Origin of the sequence: Salinicoccus albus DSM 19776 (assembly GCF_000385175.1) — a bacterium.
GTDB classification, from domain to species: domain Bacteria; phylum Bacillota; class Bacilli; order Staphylococcales; family Salinicoccaceae; genus Salinicoccus; species Salinicoccus albus.
Genome location: NZ_ARQJ01000030.1, coordinates 127,494 through 145,973 on the forward strand (window position 1 = coordinate 127,494; position 18,480 = coordinate 145,973).

Genomic DNA, 18,480 nt, shown 5'->3' on the forward strand with positions numbered 1-18,480 from the left:
AGGTAGAAAAAATGTTAACAGCCATATCACAAAACCCCTGGCTGATGGTCCTGGTCATATTTATCATCAATATCATCTACGTCAGCTTTTTGACGATGCGTACGATAGCCACACTGAAGGGGTATCGCTACATAGCAGCATCTTTCAGTATTCTCGAGACTTTCGTATATGTCATCGGCCTTGGGCTGGTGCTTGAAAACTTGGATCAGTTCCAGAATATTATTGCCTATGCACTTGGTTTTGGCACAGGTATACTCGTCGGTATGCGAATTGAAGAGAGACTCGCACTCGGTTATCTGGTGGTCAATGTAATTACGGCTGAAAAGGACAGGGATCTGCCGATGAATCTCAGGGACCTGGGTTACGGTGTGACCCACGGTTATCAATATGGCCGTGACGGCGAGCGGACCACCCTTCAGATCCTGACGCCGAGGAAGTATGAACGCAAACTGATAGAAACGATCAAAGAACTGGATCATAAAGCATTCATCATCACACATGAACCTAAAAATATTAACGGCGGTTTCTGGATGAAAGGTGTCAGACGCCGCAGGCTTAAGAATTATCAGCCTGAAAATGTAGAAGAAGTGCTGGAAGAAATTTATGAAGAAGAGGTCAGGCAGGATGAAACCAAATAAGAAAAAATTTGAAGTTGAAGCAAGCGAAACACTGGCCGGCTGTCTCGCCCGCATGAAACAGGAAGGCTATACACCGGTGCGACGTATGGAACAGCCTGTTTTCACAGAAAAGGATGGGGAAAAAACCGTAGATCATCAGAAAACAGTCTTTGAAGGGAAATTGATTGAAGAATAGAATACTCATTTAAGAACGAACGTTAAAACCCAATATATATTTAATGTTCGTTTTTTATGCTGAGTCTGTTATACTGTTGACGGATAAATTATTAAGGAGCGTGCATTCATGATTTCTCGGTATTCCAGAGCGGAAATGTCAAAGATTTGGACAGAAGACAACAGGTATAACGCATGGCTTGAAGTGGAAATTCTGGCCGCTGAAGCCTGGGCGGAATTAGGTTATATCCCAATGGAGGCAGTCAGGAGTATCCGTCAGAAGGCATCCGTCGATGCGGATCGCATTAAGGCAATTGAAGCTGAAACAAGGCATGACGTGGTCGCGTTTACCCGCCAGGTATCTGAAACACTCGGCGAAGAAAAGAAATGGGTCCATTACGGTCTGACTTCAACGGATGTTGTGGATACAGCCCAAAGTTATCTGATCAGGCAGGCCAATGAAATTATCGAACGTGACTTAGAACGATTCATAGAAGTGCTAGGCAGCAAGGCGGTAAAATACAAAACAACTCTGATGATGGGCCGGACGCACGGTGTGCATGCAGAGCCGACAACATTCGGTATCAAAATGGCACTCTGGTATACGGAAATGAAGCGTAATCTGGAGCGTTTTAGAAATGTCAGAAGAGAGATTGAAACAGGGAAGATGAGCGGGGCTGTCGGTACGTTTGCGAATATTCCGTTCGAAGTGGAAAGCTACGTCTGTGAAAACCTGGGCCTTGGTGCCGCCGAGGTGTCCACCCAGACACTGCAGCGGGACCGTCACGCCTATTACATAGCGACACTTGGTCTGATAGCGACGTCCATCGAGAAGTTTGCGGTTGAAATACGCGGGCTTCAAAAGACGGAGACCAGGGAAGTCGAGGAATCTTTTGGCAAAGGGCAGAAAGGTTCAAGTGCCATGCCTCACAAGCGGAATCCGGTGGGCAGTGAGAATGTTACAGGCTTATCCCGTGTCATCCGAGGCTACATTACAACGGCTTATGAAAATGTCCCGCTCTGGCATGAGCGCGATATCTCCCATTCTTCATCAGAACGTATCATGCTGCCGGATGTTACCATCGCTCTGGATTACATGCTGAGCAGATTTACTGATATCATCGATAACCTCACAGTGTTTGAAGAGAATATGAAAGCGAACATCGATAAGACATACGGGCTTGTCTATTCACAGCGCGTGATGCTGACGTTGATAGATAAAGGTCTTGCCCGGGAGGAAGCGTATGATCTTGTGCAGCCGAAAGCAATGGAATCATGGGAAACTCAAGTACCGTTCAAGGAACTGGTCGAGAAAGACGGACGGGTTCGGGCGCTGCTGACCAAGGAAGAAATCGAAGAGTGTTTCGATGAGACTCACCATCTTAAGCGGGTGGATACGATATTCCAGCGAGCCGGATTAGCATAAACGATTGTGGTTAGGAGTAGATAGGGTATGAAGACAATGGGCACAGGTTTTTTCATCTTGGCCGTCTTCTTTTTGACAGCCTGCGGCACCGTCACTTTGAGCGGGGAAGAGACCCAAGACCATGCGGCGCATCCTAAAGATTATTCGGTGGCGGCCATTGATGACATGGCCGCCCTGCCTGATATAGAAATGGTGGATGGTGTCACCTATGTTGATGATATACTGGTGGTCAATGAAGCGTTCTCGCTGCCTGCTTCATATAACCCGGGGCTTCAGCCTGAAGTGGTTGAAGCTTATCAGCAGATGTTTCAGGATGGTTCCGAAGAAGGCCTTGATTTCGTTCTTGTCAGTGATTTCAGAACCTACCAGTATCAGGAGCAGCTGTATAACAGCTATGTTGCCCGGGATGGCCGTGAAGCGGCTGATGAATACAGCGCACGTCCCGGACATTCTGAACATCAGACCGGACTGGCCATAGATGTCGGCTCTGCTGACAGCGCAACGACTTTAAGTGTCGAGTTTGGAGACACACCGGAATTTGAATGGATGGAATCGGCTGCCCATGAATATGGGTTCATTATCCGGTACCCTGAAGGGAAAGCGGAAATTACAGGCTATCAGTATGAACCGTGGCATCTGAGATACGTTGGAGAGGAAGCCGCGGCCATCTATGAAAGCGGATTGTCACTGGAAGAATATTTAGGTATTGACTGATAAAATTCCCGGTAATCGTATATCGGGATTTTTGTATGCAGAAAATAAGGTTCCCTGCATATATTATGAAACAGTAATCGCGTAAAAATGCTATAATGTTCTTATGAAATTTAATGGGAGTTTTCCAAATGCTTAAAAATTGCAAACACGTATTCAAGCTGGACCCCGCGAAGGAAATCAGTGAAGAGACCCTGACCGGAATCTGTGAATCACAGACGGATGGAATCATCGTCGGCGGCACGGATAATATCACAGAAGATAACGTGCTGAATCTCTTGTCGCGGGTGCGCAGATTTTCAGTGCCGGTTGCACTTGAAATCACTGCGACAGACGCTGTCGTGCCCGGTTTCGATCATTATTTCGTGCCGGCAGTGTTTAATACTGAAAATATAAAGTGGCAGCATGGTATCCTGCTCAGGGCGTTGGAAGAATTCGGTCATCTGCTCGATTATAGTCAAGTGTCGCTGCTGCCGTATCTGATCATGAATCCGGAGTGCAAGGCATTCAAAAAAGCCGAAGCAAAAGAAATCACTCTGGAGATGCTGCCGCATTACGTCAATATGATCGATAAACTCTATCAGACCCCGTTTATTTACATTGAGTACAGCGGTACCTACGGCGATCCGCAGGTGATGCAGATTGTACGCGACAATACGCAAACGTCACATATCGTTTACGGCGGCGGTATTTCCTCAAGGGCACAGGCTGAAGAAATGGGTCAGTATGCCGACACAATCGTGGCGGGCAATATCATTTATGAGAGTAAAAAACAGGCCATAAGGACAATTATAAAGTAAAATGGAGTTTTTAAAATGGATTTGAACACGATGAATAAAGAACAGAAAAGAGCGATCGAAACCACCGAAGGCCCGCTGCTCATAATGGCAGGGGCCGGCAGCGGAAAAACAAGAGTGCTCACCCACCGGGTCGCCTATCTGCTTGAAGAGAAGGATGTCCCCGCCGGGAATATCCTGGCGATCACATTTACGAATAAGGCAGCGCGTGAAATGCGTGAGCGGGTGACCGCACTCATCAATGAAGGCGCGCGCGATATGTGGGTGTCCACATTCCACGCTATGTGCGTGCGTATTTTAAGAAGCAGCATCAACTACCTCGGGTATGAGAACAGTTTTTCAATTCTCGATCCCACAGATCAGAAATCCGTTGTCAAAGACATTTTGAAACGCCGTAACCTGGATGTTAAACAGCACAACCCGAGGAACATCATCGGTTTTATCTCAGACAAGAAGAACCAGCTCATCGGGCCAAAGGAGAGCATGGAGGCGGCGGCAGGCTACCCGGATACGCTGTACAGTGAAATGTATCATGATTACCAGCAGATCCTTTACCGTAACAGTGCGCTCGATTTTGATGATCTGATCATGCTGACCATCGAACTGTTCGATAAAGAACCAAAAGTACTTGAGTATTATCAGAACCGATTCCAGTACATCCACGTGGATGAATATCAGGATACGAACCACGCACAGTACCAGCTGATAGCGAAGCTGGCGGGCAAATATAAAAATATATGTGTCGTCGGCGATTCTGACCAGTCCATTTATAAATTCCGCGGAGCGGACATCACCAACATACTTAATTTTGAAGATGACTACCCGGATGCAGCTGTGATAAAGCTGGAGCAGAACTACCGTTCCAGCAGAAACATCCTGGATGCAGCCAATGCTGTGATTGATAACAATACGGAACGGAAACCGAAAAATCTCAGAACCGGGCGTGATGGCGGACCGAAGATACAAAGCATCGTCTCCGATTCGGAACGTGATGAAGCCCAGGCAGTCATCAGAAACATTCTCGATTTGTCTGACGGGCAGTCATATAATGATATGGCTATTTTATATCGGACCAACGCACAATCCCGTGCAATTGAAGATGCGCTGGTCAAATCCAATGTACCGTACAGAATGGTCGGCGGCATGAAATTTTATGATCGCATGGAAATCAAAGATTTGATGAGCTATCTTAAGGTGATCCAAAACCCAAACGATGACATTGCATTCGAACGGATCATAAATGTGCCGAAACGCGGCATCGGCCCCAAGACTGTCGATAAGTTGAAAGAACATGGCCAGCGTACAGGCGCCAGTATTTACGGCGCAATCAAAGAAGCTGATTTTATCGGTATTTCCAAAAATGCGGTTGTAAAGCTGATGAATCTGAATGACATGGTTGAAAATCTGCAGGAAAAATCCAAATATATGTCAGTGACAGAACTGGTCGATGAAATACTGGGGGATACTGGCTATGTGGACCTGCTTGAGAAAGAAGATTCACTCGAGTCAAGAAGCAGGATTGAAAACCTGGAAGAGTTCAGAACGGTGACACGGGAGTTTGACAAAGAAAACGACATTTCAGATGAACTTTTATTCTCGTTTCTCAGTGATATGGCACTCGTATCCGACCAGGACAATGTGGAAGATGACGCAGGCGTTACCCTGATGACCATGCACGCTTCAAAAGGCCTTGAATTTAAAGTGATCTTCATCGTCGGACTGGAAGAAGGGATTTTCCCGTCAAGACGTGTGATGTTTGATGACAAAGAGCTGGAGGAAGAGCGGCGCCTGATGTATGTTGCACTGACGCGGGCTGAAGAGCATCTCATCCTGTCGAGAGCTGACAGCCGGATGATCTATGGAAAAACAGAAACCAATATGAAGAGCCGGTTTCTTGCTGAAATCCCTGAAGAACTGGTCGAAGGCGGGGCACAGGAAGAACCGGTGCCCATTGCTTCCGGAAGTTTTACAATGAAAAAGCGCGGGCCCAAGAAACAATCCAGAGTGGTTTCAGACAACAGGGATGTATCCTTCTCAGTTGGAGATAAAGTGGAACATAAGAAATTCGGCGACGGCATCATTTCCAATGTCCAAGGGGAAGGGGACGGACAGGAACTGGATATCATTTTCACTAAAGAAGGTGTGAAGCGGCTGCTGGCAAACTTCGCACCGATATCGAAAAAGGAGTAGAGATTTATGGAAGAGCGGATCAAAGAACTTCAGGAAAAACTGAATAGATATAACCATGAATATCATGTGCTCGATAATCCATCCGTCCCGGACAGTGAATACGATAAGCTCCTGCATGAACTCATCGAACTCGAAGCGCAGCACCCGGAGCACAAATCCAATACGTCACCGACTGTAAGAGTGGGCGGCGAAGTACAGAGCAAATTTGAAAAGACCGCCCATGACACGCCGATGCTGAGTTTATCCAATGCTTTTGGCAGTGCTGACCTGAGGTCATTTGACAGGAGAGTCAGAGAAATGGTGGGGGAAGCCGATTATATGTGTGAACTTAAGATTGATGGGCTTGCGGTCTCCCTTAAATATGAAAATGGAAGATTCGTTCAGGGGACCACGCGCGGAGACGGCACAGTCGGTGAGGACATTACTGTTAATCTCAGAACGATCAGGGCGATCCCTCTGACGATAGACAGCCCCTTGTCATTCGAGGTCAGAGGAGAAGCATATATGCCGAAAGCCTCGTTTGAACGGTTGAATGCTGAAAGGGAAAAGAATGATGAAGGGCTGTTTCAGAATCCAAGAAACGCAGCCGCAGGTTCTCTCAGACAGCTCGACCCGAAACTGGCATCCCAGAGATATTTGTCAATATTTCTCTACAGCGTCAATGATCTGAGGGAGCTGGATGCATCTGCGCAGAGTGAAGCGCTCGACAAATTGGATCAGGAAGGCTTTAAAACGAATCAGGAAAGACGTCTTGTTGGTTCGATCGATGAGGTGATTGAGTACATAGAATATTGGGCCGACAGAAGAAAAGCGCTCGATTACGACATCGACGGTATTGTCATTAAAGTGAATGATATTCGTAAACAGGATACCATGGGTTTTACTGCAAAGTCACCGAGATGGGCAATCGCTTATAAATTTCCTGCGGAAGAGGTGGTAACGGATCTGCTGGATATTGAATTGACCGTCGGACGTACCGGTGTGATCACACCCACAGCAATACTGTCGCCGGTCAAAGTGGCAGGAACGACAGTATCAAGAGCCTCTCTTCACAATCATGAAATGATTGAAGAAAAGGATATACGTATCAATGACAGGGTGGTCATCCGAAAAGCGGGCGATATCATCCCCGAAGTGCTCCATCCGATCCTTGAGGAGAGAAAAGGCCAGGCGGTTTATGAAGCGCCGATCACATGCCCGGTATGCAATCATGAAACGGTCAAATTGGAAGATGAGGTGGCGATCCGCTGCATTAATCCCAGCTGTCCGGCCCAGCTCGTTGAAGGGATGATATATTTCGTATCCAGAGAAGCGATGAATATCGACGGTCTCGGGGAGAAAGTGATCCGTCAGTTGTACGATGCAGGCCTGATCAAAGATGTGAGTGATATTTACGGTCTGACCCGTGATGATCTGCTGCCGCTCGAAAGGATGGGCGAAAAGAAAGTCCGCAACCTGCTCGCTGCCATTGAAGCATCAAAACATAACCCGCTGAGCAGGCTTCTTGTCGGCCTTGGTATCAGATTCATTGGGTCAAAAGCTTCAGGGCAGATTGCACAGGAATTCGGCTCTATGGAAGCGGTGATGAAACAGCCGGAAGCGCGTTTTATAGAAATACCAGAAATCGGCGAAAAAATTGCCCGGTCCATCGTTACTTACACCAGTCACCCTGATTTCAAGAGATTGGTCGAAAAGCTGTCAGATTTCGGGGTCAACATGACGGAAGGTGCATCAAAGCCGGACAGTAAAACTTTCGGCGGGATGACGTTCGTGCTGACTGGCAAGCTTGCCCGCTTGACGAGAGATGAAGCGAAGCAGATGATAGAAAATGCCGGTGGTAATGTGACCGGCAGTGTTTCCAGCAATACTGATGTGGTGGTCGCGGGTGAAGCCGCCGGCAGCAAACTCGAAAAGGCACAGTCTTTAGACGTCTCTGTTTGGAGCGAAGACGAATTCATTGAGAAGTTGGGGCAGTGATTATGAAAAAGATAGTAAGTCTGTTTCCCTTGCTGATTGTACTTATGGCAGCAGCATGCGGCGACCCTGAAAGTGACGTGGCTGAACAGCAGCCGCAAAGTGATGAAACAAATGAAGCAAGCAGTGTACCTGATGAAGAACAGGAGGAGACAGTGACGGATGGCACCGGAGCCGGGGGCGGTTATTATCAGACCGTCATTCCTTATGAAATTTCCCCGTCCAGAGGGCTGACCAGTTCCAACATGGTTTCCAGTTATAATGTGCAGGCGTTTGAAAAGGGCCTGTTTGACATCAGTAAGGAAACATTCAGCCCTGACAATTTTGTCTTCAGGGAAGGTCAGGTATTCACCGAGGAGATGGTTCGCGGTTTCCTTGGCAGAAGCTATACCACTGAAGAGATTGATGCAATGAGTGAAGAGGAAAAGGCGGAAAACAATGCCTTCAGCAACCTCGGACTCAACCCTTCAGTGAACGGTGAAACAGATCCCGAAGTGATCGCCGAGGAATCACCGCTTTATCTGTCGCATATCCTTGAACAGAACTATATGCAGCAGGATGAGAATGGAGATCTGAATTTTTCCGGCATGACTGTTGGTCTGGCGATGAACAGCGAATACAATTACCAGCCAGATGAAAATGGACAAACGGAGACCGTGCAGCTTGATGAGCAGGAGGTCAGGGAGCAGGGCGAACAGATGGCTTCTGAAATCCTCGAGCGTATTCGCGCCAATGAACAGTACCAGGATATGACTATCGTTTTCGGGATTTTCATGCAGTCCGGTGATACGGATATCGTCCCGGGTCATTTCCTGTCAAAAGCGGTCGCAGAACCTGGTGAGAATGAAATCAGTTCATTTACCGAAACAGATGAAGATTATGTAATGCTCCCTTCCCAGGAAGCTGAAGAAATCAGTGAGGAAGTGAACAGTGAATATCAGACATTCAACAGAAAACTGGGATCCTATTTCGAAAGTTTCACGACGTCAGTCGGGGAAGCCAGATTCAGAGATGGTGAACTTGAACAGTTGAATATTGAGATTCCGGTTGAATATTCAAGCCGCGGTGAGATTATCGGGCTGACTCAGTATGTACAGACGCTCGCCGAGGAGCATTTTATAAACACCAATGTCGAAATATCGATAGAAGATAAAAATAACAGCTATGCTCTGATTACTAAAAATGCTGATGAGGAAATAGATGTACACATATATGAATAGGCAGCATAAAAAGGGAGACCGAACGGTCTCCCTTTATGCATGCGACGTTATTTTTCTTTCACTATGCGTGTCGTCTCATCAAATTCTGCTTCTATATCCTGAGAAATCCCTTTACCGGCAGTCAGCTTACTGACGATGAATGCTGCAAGCAGTGAAACGATGAAACCTGGAATAATTGAGTAAAGCTCAGTTCCGAAAGTACCCGCTGCAATCCAGATGATGACTGTGCCTGCACCGCCGACAATCGCCGCGAGTGCACCGGAGCGGGTGAGTCCTTTCCAGTGAAGGGCGAGAATCATCAATGGGCCAAATGCAGCACCAAAACCGGCCCAGGCGTTAGCCACGATGCTCAGAATCACCGACTCATCATCCCATGCGATTGTTATCGCGATGAGCGCAACGAGGACAACTGACAGGCGCCCCATAAAGACGAAGTGCTTATCCAGTGCTTCATCTGATTTCGTTTCTTCATTTTTATATTTCGAACGGATAATTTTATAGAAATCCTGAACAAGCGAACTGGATGTCACAAGCAGCTGTGAAGAAATGGTACTCATGATTGCTGCAAGTATTGCTGCCAGGAAAAATCCGCCGACAAGCGGGTGGAACAGAACCTGACTCATAAGTATCAGAATCGTTTCAGGGTCTGCAACTTCGTGCTGGGTGACATCTGTGAACGCAATACCCAACAGACCGGTCATAGTGGCACCGAGCAAAGCGATTGCCATCCAGGTAATGCCGATACGGCGTGCCTGGGGAATCAGTTTGTGTGACCGGATGGACATGAAACGTATAATGATGTGGGGCTGGCCAAAGTAACCAAGTGCCCATGCAAAGTTGCTTATTATCGTGATGATACTGACACCGCTGATCAGCGATAAGTAGTCAATATCGGCTAATGCACCGAGTTCCTCAATCCTGACGAGAGGATCTACACCCTGCCCGGTCAGGTTTGTCCATGTAACGATTGGAATCATCACGATGGCGATGAACATGATTGTCCCCTGGAAAAAATCCGTCAGACTCACAGCCAGGTAACCGCCAAAGAAGGTGTAAATGACAACAATTCCTGCTGTAATGAACAGACCTACGTGATATTGACCGTCAAATGCACTTTCAAACAATTTGCCTCCGGATACCATTCCGCTCGCGGTATAAACTGCAAAGAAAACTACAATAACAATCCCTGAGACGATTTTAAGTATATGATTTTTATCTTTGAATCTGTTCTCAAAGAAGTCGGGCAGTGTAATGGAATCCCCCGATACTTCAGAGTAGACGCGAAGCCTTGGGGCAACAACCCAGTAGTTGACATATGCGCCGACTGTCAGTCCGATTGCAATCCACAGACTCGATAAGCCGACGCTGTACATATCGCCGGGCAGCCCCATGAGCATCCAGCCTGACATATCTGACGCGCCCGCTGACAGCGCAGTGACCCATGGTCCGATGCTCCTTCCGCCGAGCATATACTCATTCAGGCTTGATGTGGATTGCCTGTAGGCGTAATAACCGATACCGAGCAGGATTGCGAAGTAAACAGCCATCGTTATGTACTGTTCCCACCCTGCTGTGAATGTAAAGTCTCCGTTTATTGCTGAATTAAGAATCATTTTTCCTATCTCCTCCCCAAAAGTCACAATACAAAACTGAAAGTCTGTTTGCAAACGGATTTTGTTAAATTTCCACCTGTATATTTTGGGACCTGCTGATATGACTGGGTTTAATCAGGTGTAAAATTATACGTCTTAATTATACTACATGGAATTCTGAAACCAAAGAATATTTCGAAAATAAAGTAAGCAGTTTTACACTTTTTGTAATTCTATATCAGAACCGGTCATTGAATAGATTTTTAAATGGATATTTGATAAAATTTATATGTTCGCATTAGAAATGGAGGGAGTAGTATGTCTGAGATAAATTTAGACACAGTAAAACATATTGCAGACCTTGCCCGTATCGAATTACAGGACGAGCAGGCCGCAGAAGCTTTTACTAAAGAGCTGGACAAGGTTGTGGACTATGCCCACCTTCTTGATGAAGTAGATCTGAGCTCGACAGAACCGATGTTCCATGCTTTGGATCTGACCAACGTATTGCGTGAGGATGAAGTTGTCGAGCCTTTGAGTCAGGAAGAAGCATTGAGCAATGCCAAATCAACACAGGACGGCCAGTTTAAAGTGCCGAAAATGCTGTAGGGAGGTCTACTGTGAAAATACATGAACTGACAGTTGAGGAACTGTATGAAAAGATACAGACAAAAGAAATCAAACCGACTGAAATAGCGGAGGCGCTTTTCGATCGAATCGAGGCATCTGATGAAACAATCGGATCCTTTTTATACGTCAATAAGGAAGAGGGCTTAAAACGTGCTGAAGCGCTCGACCGTCTTCAGGCGGCGGACCGGATGGACGGTGAATTGTTCGGTATCCCGGCGGGCATCAAGGACAATATCTGTACAAGGGATATTTTAACGACGTGTGCAAGCCGCATGCTGGAAGATTTTAAACCTGTATATGATGCGACAGTTGTGGATAAGCTGAATGATGAAAACCCGGTCCTTATGGGTAAGCAAAACATGGATGAATTCGCCATGGGCGGTTCAACAGAAAACTCCTACTATAAATTGGCCAGAAACCCATGGGATATAAATGCTGTGCCCGGTGGTTCATCAGGCGGTTCTGCTGCTGCAGTGGCAGCCGGCTTTGTACCATTCTCCCTGGGTTCCGACACCGGCGGTTCGGTACGTCAGCCCGCCGCGTTCTGCGGTGTTGTCGGGATGAAACCGACATATGGGCGCGTCTCCAGATACGGGCTTGTCGCTTTCGCATCTTCGCTGGATCAGATCGGTCCAATCACCAGGAATGTAAGGGACAATGCCAAAGTGCTCGAAGTGATCTCAGGCAGTCATAATAAGGATGCTACAAGCATGCCCGGTCTGGAGAATAAGTTTCTTGAAGGCATAGATAAGGATCTGACAGGCATGAAGATTGCACTGCCCAAGGAATTCATCGGGGAAGGCATTGGCGAGGACGTGAGTGAATCCATCAGGAATGCAGCGAAAACGTTCGAATCCCTTGGAGCGACAGTGGAAGAAGTATCACTGCCGCATACGAAATATGTCGTCAGTGCTTATTATCTCATTGCCTCCAGTGAGGCAAGTGCCAACCTCGCACGCTTTGACGGTATCCGTTACGGCTACAGGGCAGAGGGTACAGAGACACTTGAAGAACACTATAAGAAAACGCGTGCTGAGGGGTTCGGTGAAGAAGTGAAACGCAGAATTCTGCTGGGCACATTCGTGTTGAGTGCCGGCCACTATGATCAGCATTACATCAGAGCGCAGAAACTTCGCGGAATCATTGAAAAAGAGATGGAAAGTGTATTTAAGGACTACGACCTGGTCATTGGCCCGACGGCGCCATCTCCGGCATATGATATCGGTGAGAAAACCGATGACAGTCTCAAGATGTATAAGGACGATATCCTGACAGCCCCGGCAAACCTTACAGGTATGCCGGCGCTGTCAATCCCGAGCGGACTCAGCGGCAAAGGACGCCCGATCGGGCTTCAGATTATCGGCGATCATTTTGATGAAAAGAAAATTTATAATGCAGCATTCAAATTCGAAGAACAGTTCAATATACACGAAGAACTGAAACAGCTGCAGCTGGAGGTGCAATAATGCATTTCGAATCAGTAATTGGACTGGAAGTCCACGTGGAACTAAAGACCGACACAAAGATGTTCTCCGACGCCCCTGCGCATTTCGGAGCGGGTCCGAATACGAACCTGAGTGTCGTAGACCTTGCATATCCCGGCACGCTGCCCGTCCCGAATAAGGAAGCGATCAACTACGGCATGAAAGCCGCACTGGCACTGAATATGGATATTGCTGATGTGACCAAATTTGATCGTAAAAACTATTTCTATCCGGATAATCCGAAAGCGTATCAGATTTCCCAGCTGGATCAGCCGATTGGTGAAAACGGCTGGATCGATATCGAGGTCAACGGTGAAACAAGACGCATTGGCATTACCCGCCTCCACCTTGAGGAAGATGCGGGGAAATCCACCCACAAGGAAGATCATTCACTCGTCGATCTGAACCGTCAGGGCACGCCGCTTGTCGAGATTGTCTCAGAGCCCGATATTCGTACACCTGAAGAAGCGTATGCCTATCTTGAAAAACTGAGATCAATCATCCAGTACACAGGTGTTTCCGACGTGAAGATGGAAGAGGGGTCACTCAGGTGTGATGCAAATATCTCCCTGCGTCCGTATGGCCAGGAAGCGTTCGGCACCAAAACAGAACTCAAAAACCTGAACTCATTCAACTTTGTCAAAAAAGGGCTTGAACATGAAGAGAAACGCCAGGAAAAAGAATTGATGAAAGGCGGACCCATCGAACAGGAAACACGCCGTTTTGATGAGAAAACCGGGGAAACCCTTCTCATGCGGGTGAAAGAAGGGTCCGATGACTACAGATACTTCCCGGAACCGGATCTCGTGCAAATTCATATCGACCAGGAATGGAAAGACAGAATCCGCGCAAGCATTCCGCTGCTGCCGGATGAACTGAAAGATAAATACGTCAATGAGTATGAACTGCCTCCGTATGATGCCCATGTACTCACGATAAGAAAAGAAACATCTGACTTCTTCGCAGCCATGGTGGAAGATCACAGTGCGGACGTAAAACTCGCTTCCAACTGGCTGATGGGCGGGGTGAGTGAATATCTCAATAAAAACCAGGTGGAACTCAGCGAAACAGCACTGACCCCAGCCAATCTGTCCGAAATGATCAGTCTCATCGAAGACGGTACGATTTCAAGCAAACAGGCGAAGAAAGTTTTCGCTGAGCTGGTGGAAAAAGGCGGAGCAGCGAAAACAGTCGTCAAGGATCTGGGGATGGAACAAATATCTGATCCACAAATACTCGGAGAAATGGTGACCGAAGCGCTGGATAACAATCCTCAATCCGTCGAGGACTATAAGAACGGTAAAGACCGTGCGATCGGCTTTTTGGTCGGACAGATCATGAAGCAGTCAAAAGGGCAGGCCAACCCTCAAATGGTCAACCAAATTTTGAATGAAGAAATCAGTAAAAGATAATATTAGACATAAAAGGGAGAGCATATCTATGGATATGCTCTCCCTTTTATGCTGCCGCCCATCGTGGAACTAAAAAGACCATCCAGCAAACCCAATATCTTCAAACATTCAATAATCAGCACACAAAAAGAGACAAAACCTTAAGGCGTTGTCTCCAGTCTCCAAAACTATTAGAAAAGCAATTATTCTTATTCAGCCATGTAACCATGAATATTCTGAGCGATCTGGGTCTCGACTTCAGGTGTCAGTTCCCCAGTGTCATAATCATAGTATTCTCCATCAATGTCAACATCCTGATTATCGATGTAGTAGTAGTCATTATCAGTCAATGTTTCCTGTTCTTCTGCCAGAACGCTGCTCAGATTTTCGTGCTGGTGGGCATTCGGGTTGCCGAGAATATAGACGGTCTTGCCATTGTTATAAATATTCATATAGGCATTTGTCAGATTATCGACGGAACGCTGAGGCAATATTTCGTCATTGTAGTCTCTGATCTGCAGCGCGTCCATAATCACAGCATCGCTGTTCTGACTGACTGTCAGCTCGCTCAGGTTTATGGTGTTCGTGTCGACGTCTATACGGTTGAATTCAACTGTCTCACTGTCAAATTGTCCGGAGAGTGTATCCATGAAACCATCGGTATAGTAAGATGGTAAGAGAACATCGATGATCAATGGTTCATTGCTTTCTGAGGTTCGGTCATACGCTTCCTGAAGCGGCTGCTGGCTGAATATCAAAGTGTCATCAGCGGGTGTTTCCCGGGTTTCATCCTCGGCAGTGTTTTCATCTGTGTCTGAAGATCCTTCTTCGGTTTCTTCCGTTGATGTCTGAGAAATGATGTCTGACTGTTCGACGTCCCGCTCCATGCCGAAATTTGCATACAGCCCTGCGCCAAAGAGGAGCAGCAGGATCACAATTGATATATTCTTCATGGTGACCTCCTTACACAAGTTGTGCATACTTTTAATAGGATATGGTATAATGCTGGAAATAAAACTTTGTCATAATTTATTATACACAAAACTGATTCTTAATGATATATGGGAATGATTACAATGAATGGAACGACGCTTTACAAAAAGGCTTCCCAAAGTTATGTAAGAGCAACTTTGGAGGTGCTTAATTACTTTAAGACAGATGTGATGGAAGTTCATCATATCGGCTCAACAAGTCTTGAGATGATGGATATGCCGGGAGATATTGATGTGCTTGTCCTGGTTAAATACGAGCGCTCCCAGACTGAACTCCCGGAAGAGATGGCGGAACAGGGATATGAGCTGGTGGAGGATACCATTCCCTACTATGATAGTGAGACAGTTTTACGCTGCTCATTTGAAGGGTATACAGTGAACTTCATATTGATGAAATACGATTCCGCTCGAAAAGCGGATATTCTGTATTGCAGAGACTGTATTAATGAAAATGAGAAATATACTTTGCAGCTTCAGAAATTGAAAAAAGAATTCCTGGATGCAAACCTGAGTCATGCAGAATATCAGGATAAAAAAGCTGAGTTTTTCCTGTCAATCACAGAGGGCAGTGAGGGTGTGGAAGTTGTATAAATTTCTTTTCATTCTCAATTTTGTTTTGATAGGGTTTATGATCCTGGTTTCAACTTTTGGCATTCCATGGCTGACAAGAGTGGTACAGATCGCGGTCTTTCTGCTGACTGTATATTTAGTTTTTGCCTACACAAAACATGATAATAGGAGAAAGAAATGAAAACTGCGAGAATTATTTATAATCCGACTTCCGGCAAAGGAGTGTTTAGAGAAAATCTTGCAGATGCTCTGGAGCGTCTTGAAACGAACGATTACATAACAAGCACCCATGCGACGGTTGCAGAAGGGGACGCAACGACGGCGGCAATCAAAGCCTGTGAGATGGGCTTTGACCTGATTATTGCAGCTGGCGGTGACGGTACTGTCAGCGAAGTGATCAACGGCATGGCAGATTTTGACGACAGGCCGGCGCTCGGTATCGTGCCGATGGGGACGGTCAATGATTTTGCGAGTGCACTTCATCTGCCGACTGATGTTTTGGAAGCGGTGGATTTTGTCATAGAAGGCAGAACTGCAAGGATTGACCTTGGGCTGATGAACAGTAAATATTTTATGAATATTGCGGGCGGCGGTAAAATTACAGAAGTCTCCTATGGAGCGCCGAGCAGGCTGAAAGCGATTATAGGGCCGCTCGCCTATTACGTTAAAGGAATAGAGATGCTGCCCAAGATAACGGGCTCCAATGTCAGGATCGAATATGACGGCAGTGTTTTTGAAGGGAAGGTGATGCTCTTCCTGCTGGGCTTGACGAATTCGATCGCCGGGTTTGAAAAACTGGTTCCGGAGGCAAAGCTTAATGACGGCATGTTTTCCATCATCATCGTCGAGGAGGCCAGTCTGGCCGAACTCGGTCATATCATGACGCTGGCTACGAGAGGAGAACATCTGAAGCATCCGAAAGTCCATGCATTTAAAGCAAGTGAAGTGAAGGTTTCCTCCTATGAAGAAGTACAGCTGAATCTCGATGGTGAATTTGGGGGCGTCCTGCCGGCACACTTCATAAACCTGAAAGAACATCTGGAGATCAGAGTGCCGGCATCTTTTTATGAATCCAATATCGTCAATCACGAACCGGATAGTGATGATGAAGAGGGTCAGGAGTAATATATTGCGATTGGGCAGACTCGGACAATGGATTAGATGATATGAAACCAAGCTGGATGAGAGGGATAAAATGACTACAGTATCCAAGAATGAGTATTACACAGCAGTCGTGTCTGATTATACGCACGAAGGCATGGGCGTCGTCAAAGTGGACAACTACCCGGTCTTCATCCCGGATGTACTGAAGGGGGAGGAAATCGAACTGAAAGTCGTAAAGGCGAATAAGAAGTTCGGTTTCGGCAGACTGATCAATGTGAATACTGCATCAAAAAACAGGGTCACCCCGCCATGTGAATATTATTACCAGTGCGGCGGCTGCCAGATCCAGACGATGAATTACGAAGAGCAGAAACAGTTCAAGAAAACGGTTGCAGATAAAAGCATCAATCATATGGCAAAGCTCGACAAAGAGATCAATGATACGGTATCCATGGACGTTCCAATGTACTACCGTAACAAATCCCAAATTCCTGTAAAATTAAAAGACGGTAAAATTGAGATGGGTTTTTACAGGCCGAGAAGCCATGATATTGTTGATATTGATCACTGCCTCATCCAAAAAGGCATTCATAATCAGCTCATGGTATTCATCAAGGAAGAATTGAACAGGGAGAAAGTTTCTGTATATGATGAAGCGGTACACCAGGGGTTGTTAAGACACGTGATCATCCGTTCCAACAGCGATGATTCAGAAGTGCAGATTGCTTTTGTCACAAACGGCAAGAAGAACATTTTTCAGAATATCAACGACAGAATCATAGAAAACTTCCCGTCAGTGACAAGCATTGTGCAAAATATCAACACAGAGCAGACCAATGTCATCTTCGGGGATAAGACAAATATCCTCAAAGGGAAAGAATATATTACAGACACAATACTTGGCAAAACGTTTAAAGTCAGGGTCAGATCCTTCTATCAGGTCAATCATGAACAGACTGAAAAGCTGTATAAAAAGGCTATTGAAACCGCAGAGTTAAAAGGTGACGAGACAATCATCGACACGTATTGCGGCATCGGCACAATCGGCCTGGGAGCTGCTGATAAAGCAGGGAAAATCATCGGTATCGAAAGTATAGAATCCGCTGTAGAAGATGCGAAAGAAAATGCGCAGTTAAACGGGGTGCATAATGCCGAATATCATCTCGGAAAATCAGAAGATGTCATGACACGTCTTACAGCAGAAGGCGTAGAACCTGACGTCGTCTTCGTCGATCCGCCCAGAAAAGGTTGCCATCCAGAATTCCTGGAGGCGCTCGCTGAAGTGCAGCCTGAGAAAATCGTGTATATCTCCTGCAATCCCAGCACACTGCAGAGAGATTTGAAATATTTGAATCAGCATGGATATGAGGTCAGCCCGGTCACGCCTGTAGATATGTTCCCGCAGACGAAGCATGTGGAGGCCTGTGTGCTGTTACAGCGGAAGCGCAGGTAGAAATGAAGCATTTTTACCTGTTTTATGTACAACGCATGCATCCATTGAATTAAATGGTGAAAAAGTGAAATGAATACTTGTCCAGCTTCCCAGGATGACAGGCGTTTTTATAACTGGCCGCTGTCTCAGTGTTCTTTTTCTCTGGATTTTTATCC

At 46.4% G+C, this 18,480-nt stretch carries 16 protein-coding genes; 14 read left to right on the forward strand and 2 right to left on the reverse strand.

Annotated elements, in window-relative coordinates; genetic code table 11:
* The first annotated feature begins 11 nt into the window (after nucleotides 1-11).
* From G343_RS0110110 to G343_RS0110145, 8 genes are all read left to right on the forward strand, one after another.
* Nucleotides 12-638 (forward strand): DUF2179 domain-containing protein, encoded by a 627-nt coding sequence (locus G343_RS0110110; protein ID WP_020008029.1) that lies wholly within the window; start codon nucleotides 12-14, stop codon nucleotides 636-638.
* On the forward strand, nucleotides 625-813 hold the full coding sequence (locus G343_RS0110115) for an NETI motif-containing protein (protein WP_020008030.1): 189 nt from the start codon (nucleotides 625-627) through the stop codon (nucleotides 811-813). Before G343_RS0110110 ends, G343_RS0110115 begins: the two co-directional genes overlap by 14 nt.
* A gap of 108 nt (nucleotides 814-921) precedes the next feature.
* Nucleotides 922-2,217: an adenylosuccinate lyase gene (purB, locus tag G343_RS0110120; protein WP_020008031.1), complete on the forward strand. Its 1,296-nt coding sequence runs from the start codon at nucleotides 922-924 to the stop codon at nucleotides 2,215-2,217.
* Between the two features lie 27 nt (nucleotides 2,218-2,244).
* Nucleotides 2,245-2,931: a M15 family metallopeptidase gene (locus tag G343_RS0110125; RefSeq protein WP_020008032.1), complete on the forward strand. Its 687-nt coding sequence runs from the start codon at nucleotides 2,245-2,247 to the stop codon at nucleotides 2,929-2,931.
* Nucleotides 2,932-3,059: 128 nt separating this feature from the next.
* Nucleotides 3,060-3,728, forward strand: a complete 669-nt coding sequence (pcrB, locus tag G343_RS0110130) for a heptaprenylglyceryl phosphate synthase (protein WP_020008033.1) — start codon at nucleotides 3,060-3,062, stop codon at nucleotides 3,726-3,728.
* A 15-nt stretch (nucleotides 3,729-3,743) separates the two neighbouring features.
* The gene (pcrA, locus tag G343_RS0110135; protein WP_020008034.1) at nucleotides 3,744-5,915 is read left to right on the forward strand and encodes a DNA helicase PcrA; all 2,172 of its coding nucleotides are present in this window, start codon (nucleotides 3,744-3,746) and stop codon (nucleotides 5,913-5,915) included.
* 6 nt (nucleotides 5,916-5,921) lie between these two features.
* Nucleotides 5,922-7,892: an NAD-dependent DNA ligase LigA gene (gene ligA / locus G343_RS0110140; RefSeq protein WP_020008035.1), complete on the forward strand. Its 1,971-nt coding sequence runs from the start codon at nucleotides 5,922-5,924 to the stop codon at nucleotides 7,890-7,892.
* Between the two features lie 2 nt (nucleotides 7,893-7,894).
* A complete protein-coding gene (locus G343_RS0110145; protein WP_020008036.1) occupies nucleotides 7,895-9,109 on the forward strand; it encodes a CamS family sex pheromone protein in 1,215 nt (404 codons plus the stop codon).
* A 47-nt stretch (nucleotides 9,110-9,156) separates the two neighbouring features.
* Here the strand turns inward: G343_RS0110145 and putP are convergent, their stop codons facing one another.
* Complete coding sequence (gene putP / locus G343_RS0110150; protein ID WP_020008037.1) at nucleotides 9,157-10,722, reverse strand: sodium/proline symporter PutP; 1,566 nt, start codon at nucleotides 10,720-10,722, stop codon at nucleotides 9,157-9,159.
* Nucleotides 10,723-11,019: 297 nt separating this feature from the next.
* Here putP and gatC point away from each other — a divergent pair, with 297 nt between their 5' ends.
* From gatC to gatB, 3 genes are read left to right on the forward strand one after another with little or no spacing between them, the layout of a single operon-like run.
* Nucleotides 11,020-11,310, forward strand: a complete 291-nt coding sequence (gene gatC / locus G343_RS0110155) for an Asp-tRNA(Asn)/Glu-tRNA(Gln) amidotransferase subunit GatC (RefSeq protein WP_020008038.1) — start codon at nucleotides 11,020-11,022, stop codon at nucleotides 11,308-11,310.
* An 11-nt stretch (nucleotides 11,311-11,321) separates the two neighbouring features.
* Nucleotides 11,322-12,797, forward strand: coding sequence for an Asp-tRNA(Asn)/Glu-tRNA(Gln) amidotransferase subunit GatA (gene gatA, locus G343_RS0110160; protein WP_020008039.1), 1,476 nt, complete (start codon nucleotides 11,322-11,324; stop codon nucleotides 12,795-12,797).
* Complete coding sequence (gene gatB / locus G343_RS0110165) at nucleotides 12,797-14,227, forward strand: Asp-tRNA(Asn)/Glu-tRNA(Gln) amidotransferase subunit GatB (RefSeq protein WP_020008040.1); 1,431 nt, start codon at nucleotides 12,797-12,799, stop codon at nucleotides 14,225-14,227. The genes gatA and gatB overlap by 1 nt, the downstream gene beginning before the upstream one ends.
* Before the next feature lie 188 nt (nucleotides 14,228-14,415).
* Here gatB and G343_RS0110170 read toward each other — a convergent pair whose 3' ends face one another.
* Nucleotides 14,416-15,159, reverse strand: coding sequence for a hypothetical protein (locus G343_RS0110170; RefSeq protein ID WP_020008041.1), 744 nt, complete (start codon nucleotides 15,157-15,159; stop codon nucleotides 14,416-14,418).
* Nucleotides 15,160-15,282: 123 nt separating this feature from the next.
* Here G343_RS0110170 and G343_RS0110175 point away from each other — a divergent pair, with 123 nt between their 5' ends.
* From G343_RS0110175 to rlmD, 3 genes are all read left to right on the forward strand, one after another.
* Entirely contained in the window at nucleotides 15,283-15,789 is a 507-nt protein-coding gene (locus G343_RS0110175) for a GrpB family protein (protein ID WP_020008042.1), read from the forward strand.
* A gap of 156 nt (nucleotides 15,790-15,945) precedes the next feature.
* Entirely contained in the window at nucleotides 15,946-16,893 is a 948-nt protein-coding gene (locus tag G343_RS0110185) for a diacylglycerol kinase (RefSeq protein ID WP_020008044.1), read from the forward strand.
* A gap of 70 nt (nucleotides 16,894-16,963) precedes the next feature.
* On the forward strand, nucleotides 16,964-18,325 hold the full coding sequence (rlmD, locus tag G343_RS0110190) for a 23S rRNA (uracil(1939)-C(5))-methyltransferase RlmD (protein ID WP_020008045.1): 1,362 nt from the start codon (nucleotides 16,964-16,966) through the stop codon (nucleotides 18,323-18,325).
* Nucleotides 18,326-18,480: the final 155 nt, after the last annotated feature.

Excerpts from the sequence above, each read along its gene's own strand:
- G343_RS0110175 (WP_020008042.1), top strand. The coding sequence starts at position 15,283 with ATGAATGGAACGACGCTTTACAAAAAGGCTTCCCAAAGTTATGTAAGA.
- G343_RS0110110 (WP_020008029.1), top strand. The coding sequence starts at position 12 with ATGTTAACAGCCATATCACAAAACCCCTGGCTGATGGTCCTGGTCATA.
- G343_RS0110170 (WP_020008041.1), bottom strand. The coding sequence starts at position 15,159 with ATGAAGAATATATCAATTGTGATCCTGCTGCTCCTCTTTGGCGCAGGG.
- G343_RS0110185 (WP_020008044.1), top strand. The coding sequence starts at position 15,946 with ATGAAAACTGCGAGAATTATTTATAATCCGACTTCCGGCAAAGGAGTG.
- G343_RS0110115 (WP_020008030.1), top strand. The coding sequence starts at position 625 with ATGAAACCAAATAAGAAAAAATTTGAAGTTGAAGCAAGCGAAACACTG.
- G343_RS0110125 (WP_020008032.1), top strand. The coding sequence starts at position 2,245 with ATGAAGACAATGGGCACAGGTTTTTTCATCTTGGCCGTCTTCTTTTTG.
- G343_RS0110145 (WP_020008036.1), top strand. The coding sequence starts at position 7,895 with ATGAAAAAGATAGTAAGTCTGTTTCCCTTGCTGATTGTACTTATGGCA.
- pcrB (WP_020008033.1), top strand. The coding sequence starts at position 3,060 with ATGCTTAAAAATTGCAAACACGTATTCAAGCTGGACCCCGCGAAGGAA.
- purB (WP_020008031.1), top strand. The coding sequence starts at position 922 with ATGATTTCTCGGTATTCCAGAGCGGAAATGTCAAAGATTTGGACAGAA.
- ligA (WP_020008035.1), top strand. The coding sequence starts at position 5,922 with ATGGAAGAGCGGATCAAAGAACTTCAGGAAAAACTGAATAGATATAAC.
- putP (WP_020008037.1), bottom strand. The coding sequence starts at position 10,722 with ATGATTCTTAATTCAGCAATAAACGGAGACTTTACATTCACAGCAGGG.
- gatC (WP_020008038.1), top strand. The coding sequence starts at position 11,020 with ATGTCTGAGATAAATTTAGACACAGTAAAACATATTGCAGACCTTGCC.
- gatB (WP_020008040.1), top strand. The coding sequence starts at position 12,797 with ATGCATTTCGAATCAGTAATTGGACTGGAAGTCCACGTGGAACTAAAG.
- rlmD (WP_020008045.1), top strand. The coding sequence starts at position 16,964 with ATGACTACAGTATCCAAGAATGAGTATTACACAGCAGTCGTGTCTGAT.
- pcrA (WP_020008034.1), top strand. The coding sequence starts at position 3,744 with ATGGATTTGAACACGATGAATAAAGAACAGAAAAGAGCGATCGAAACC.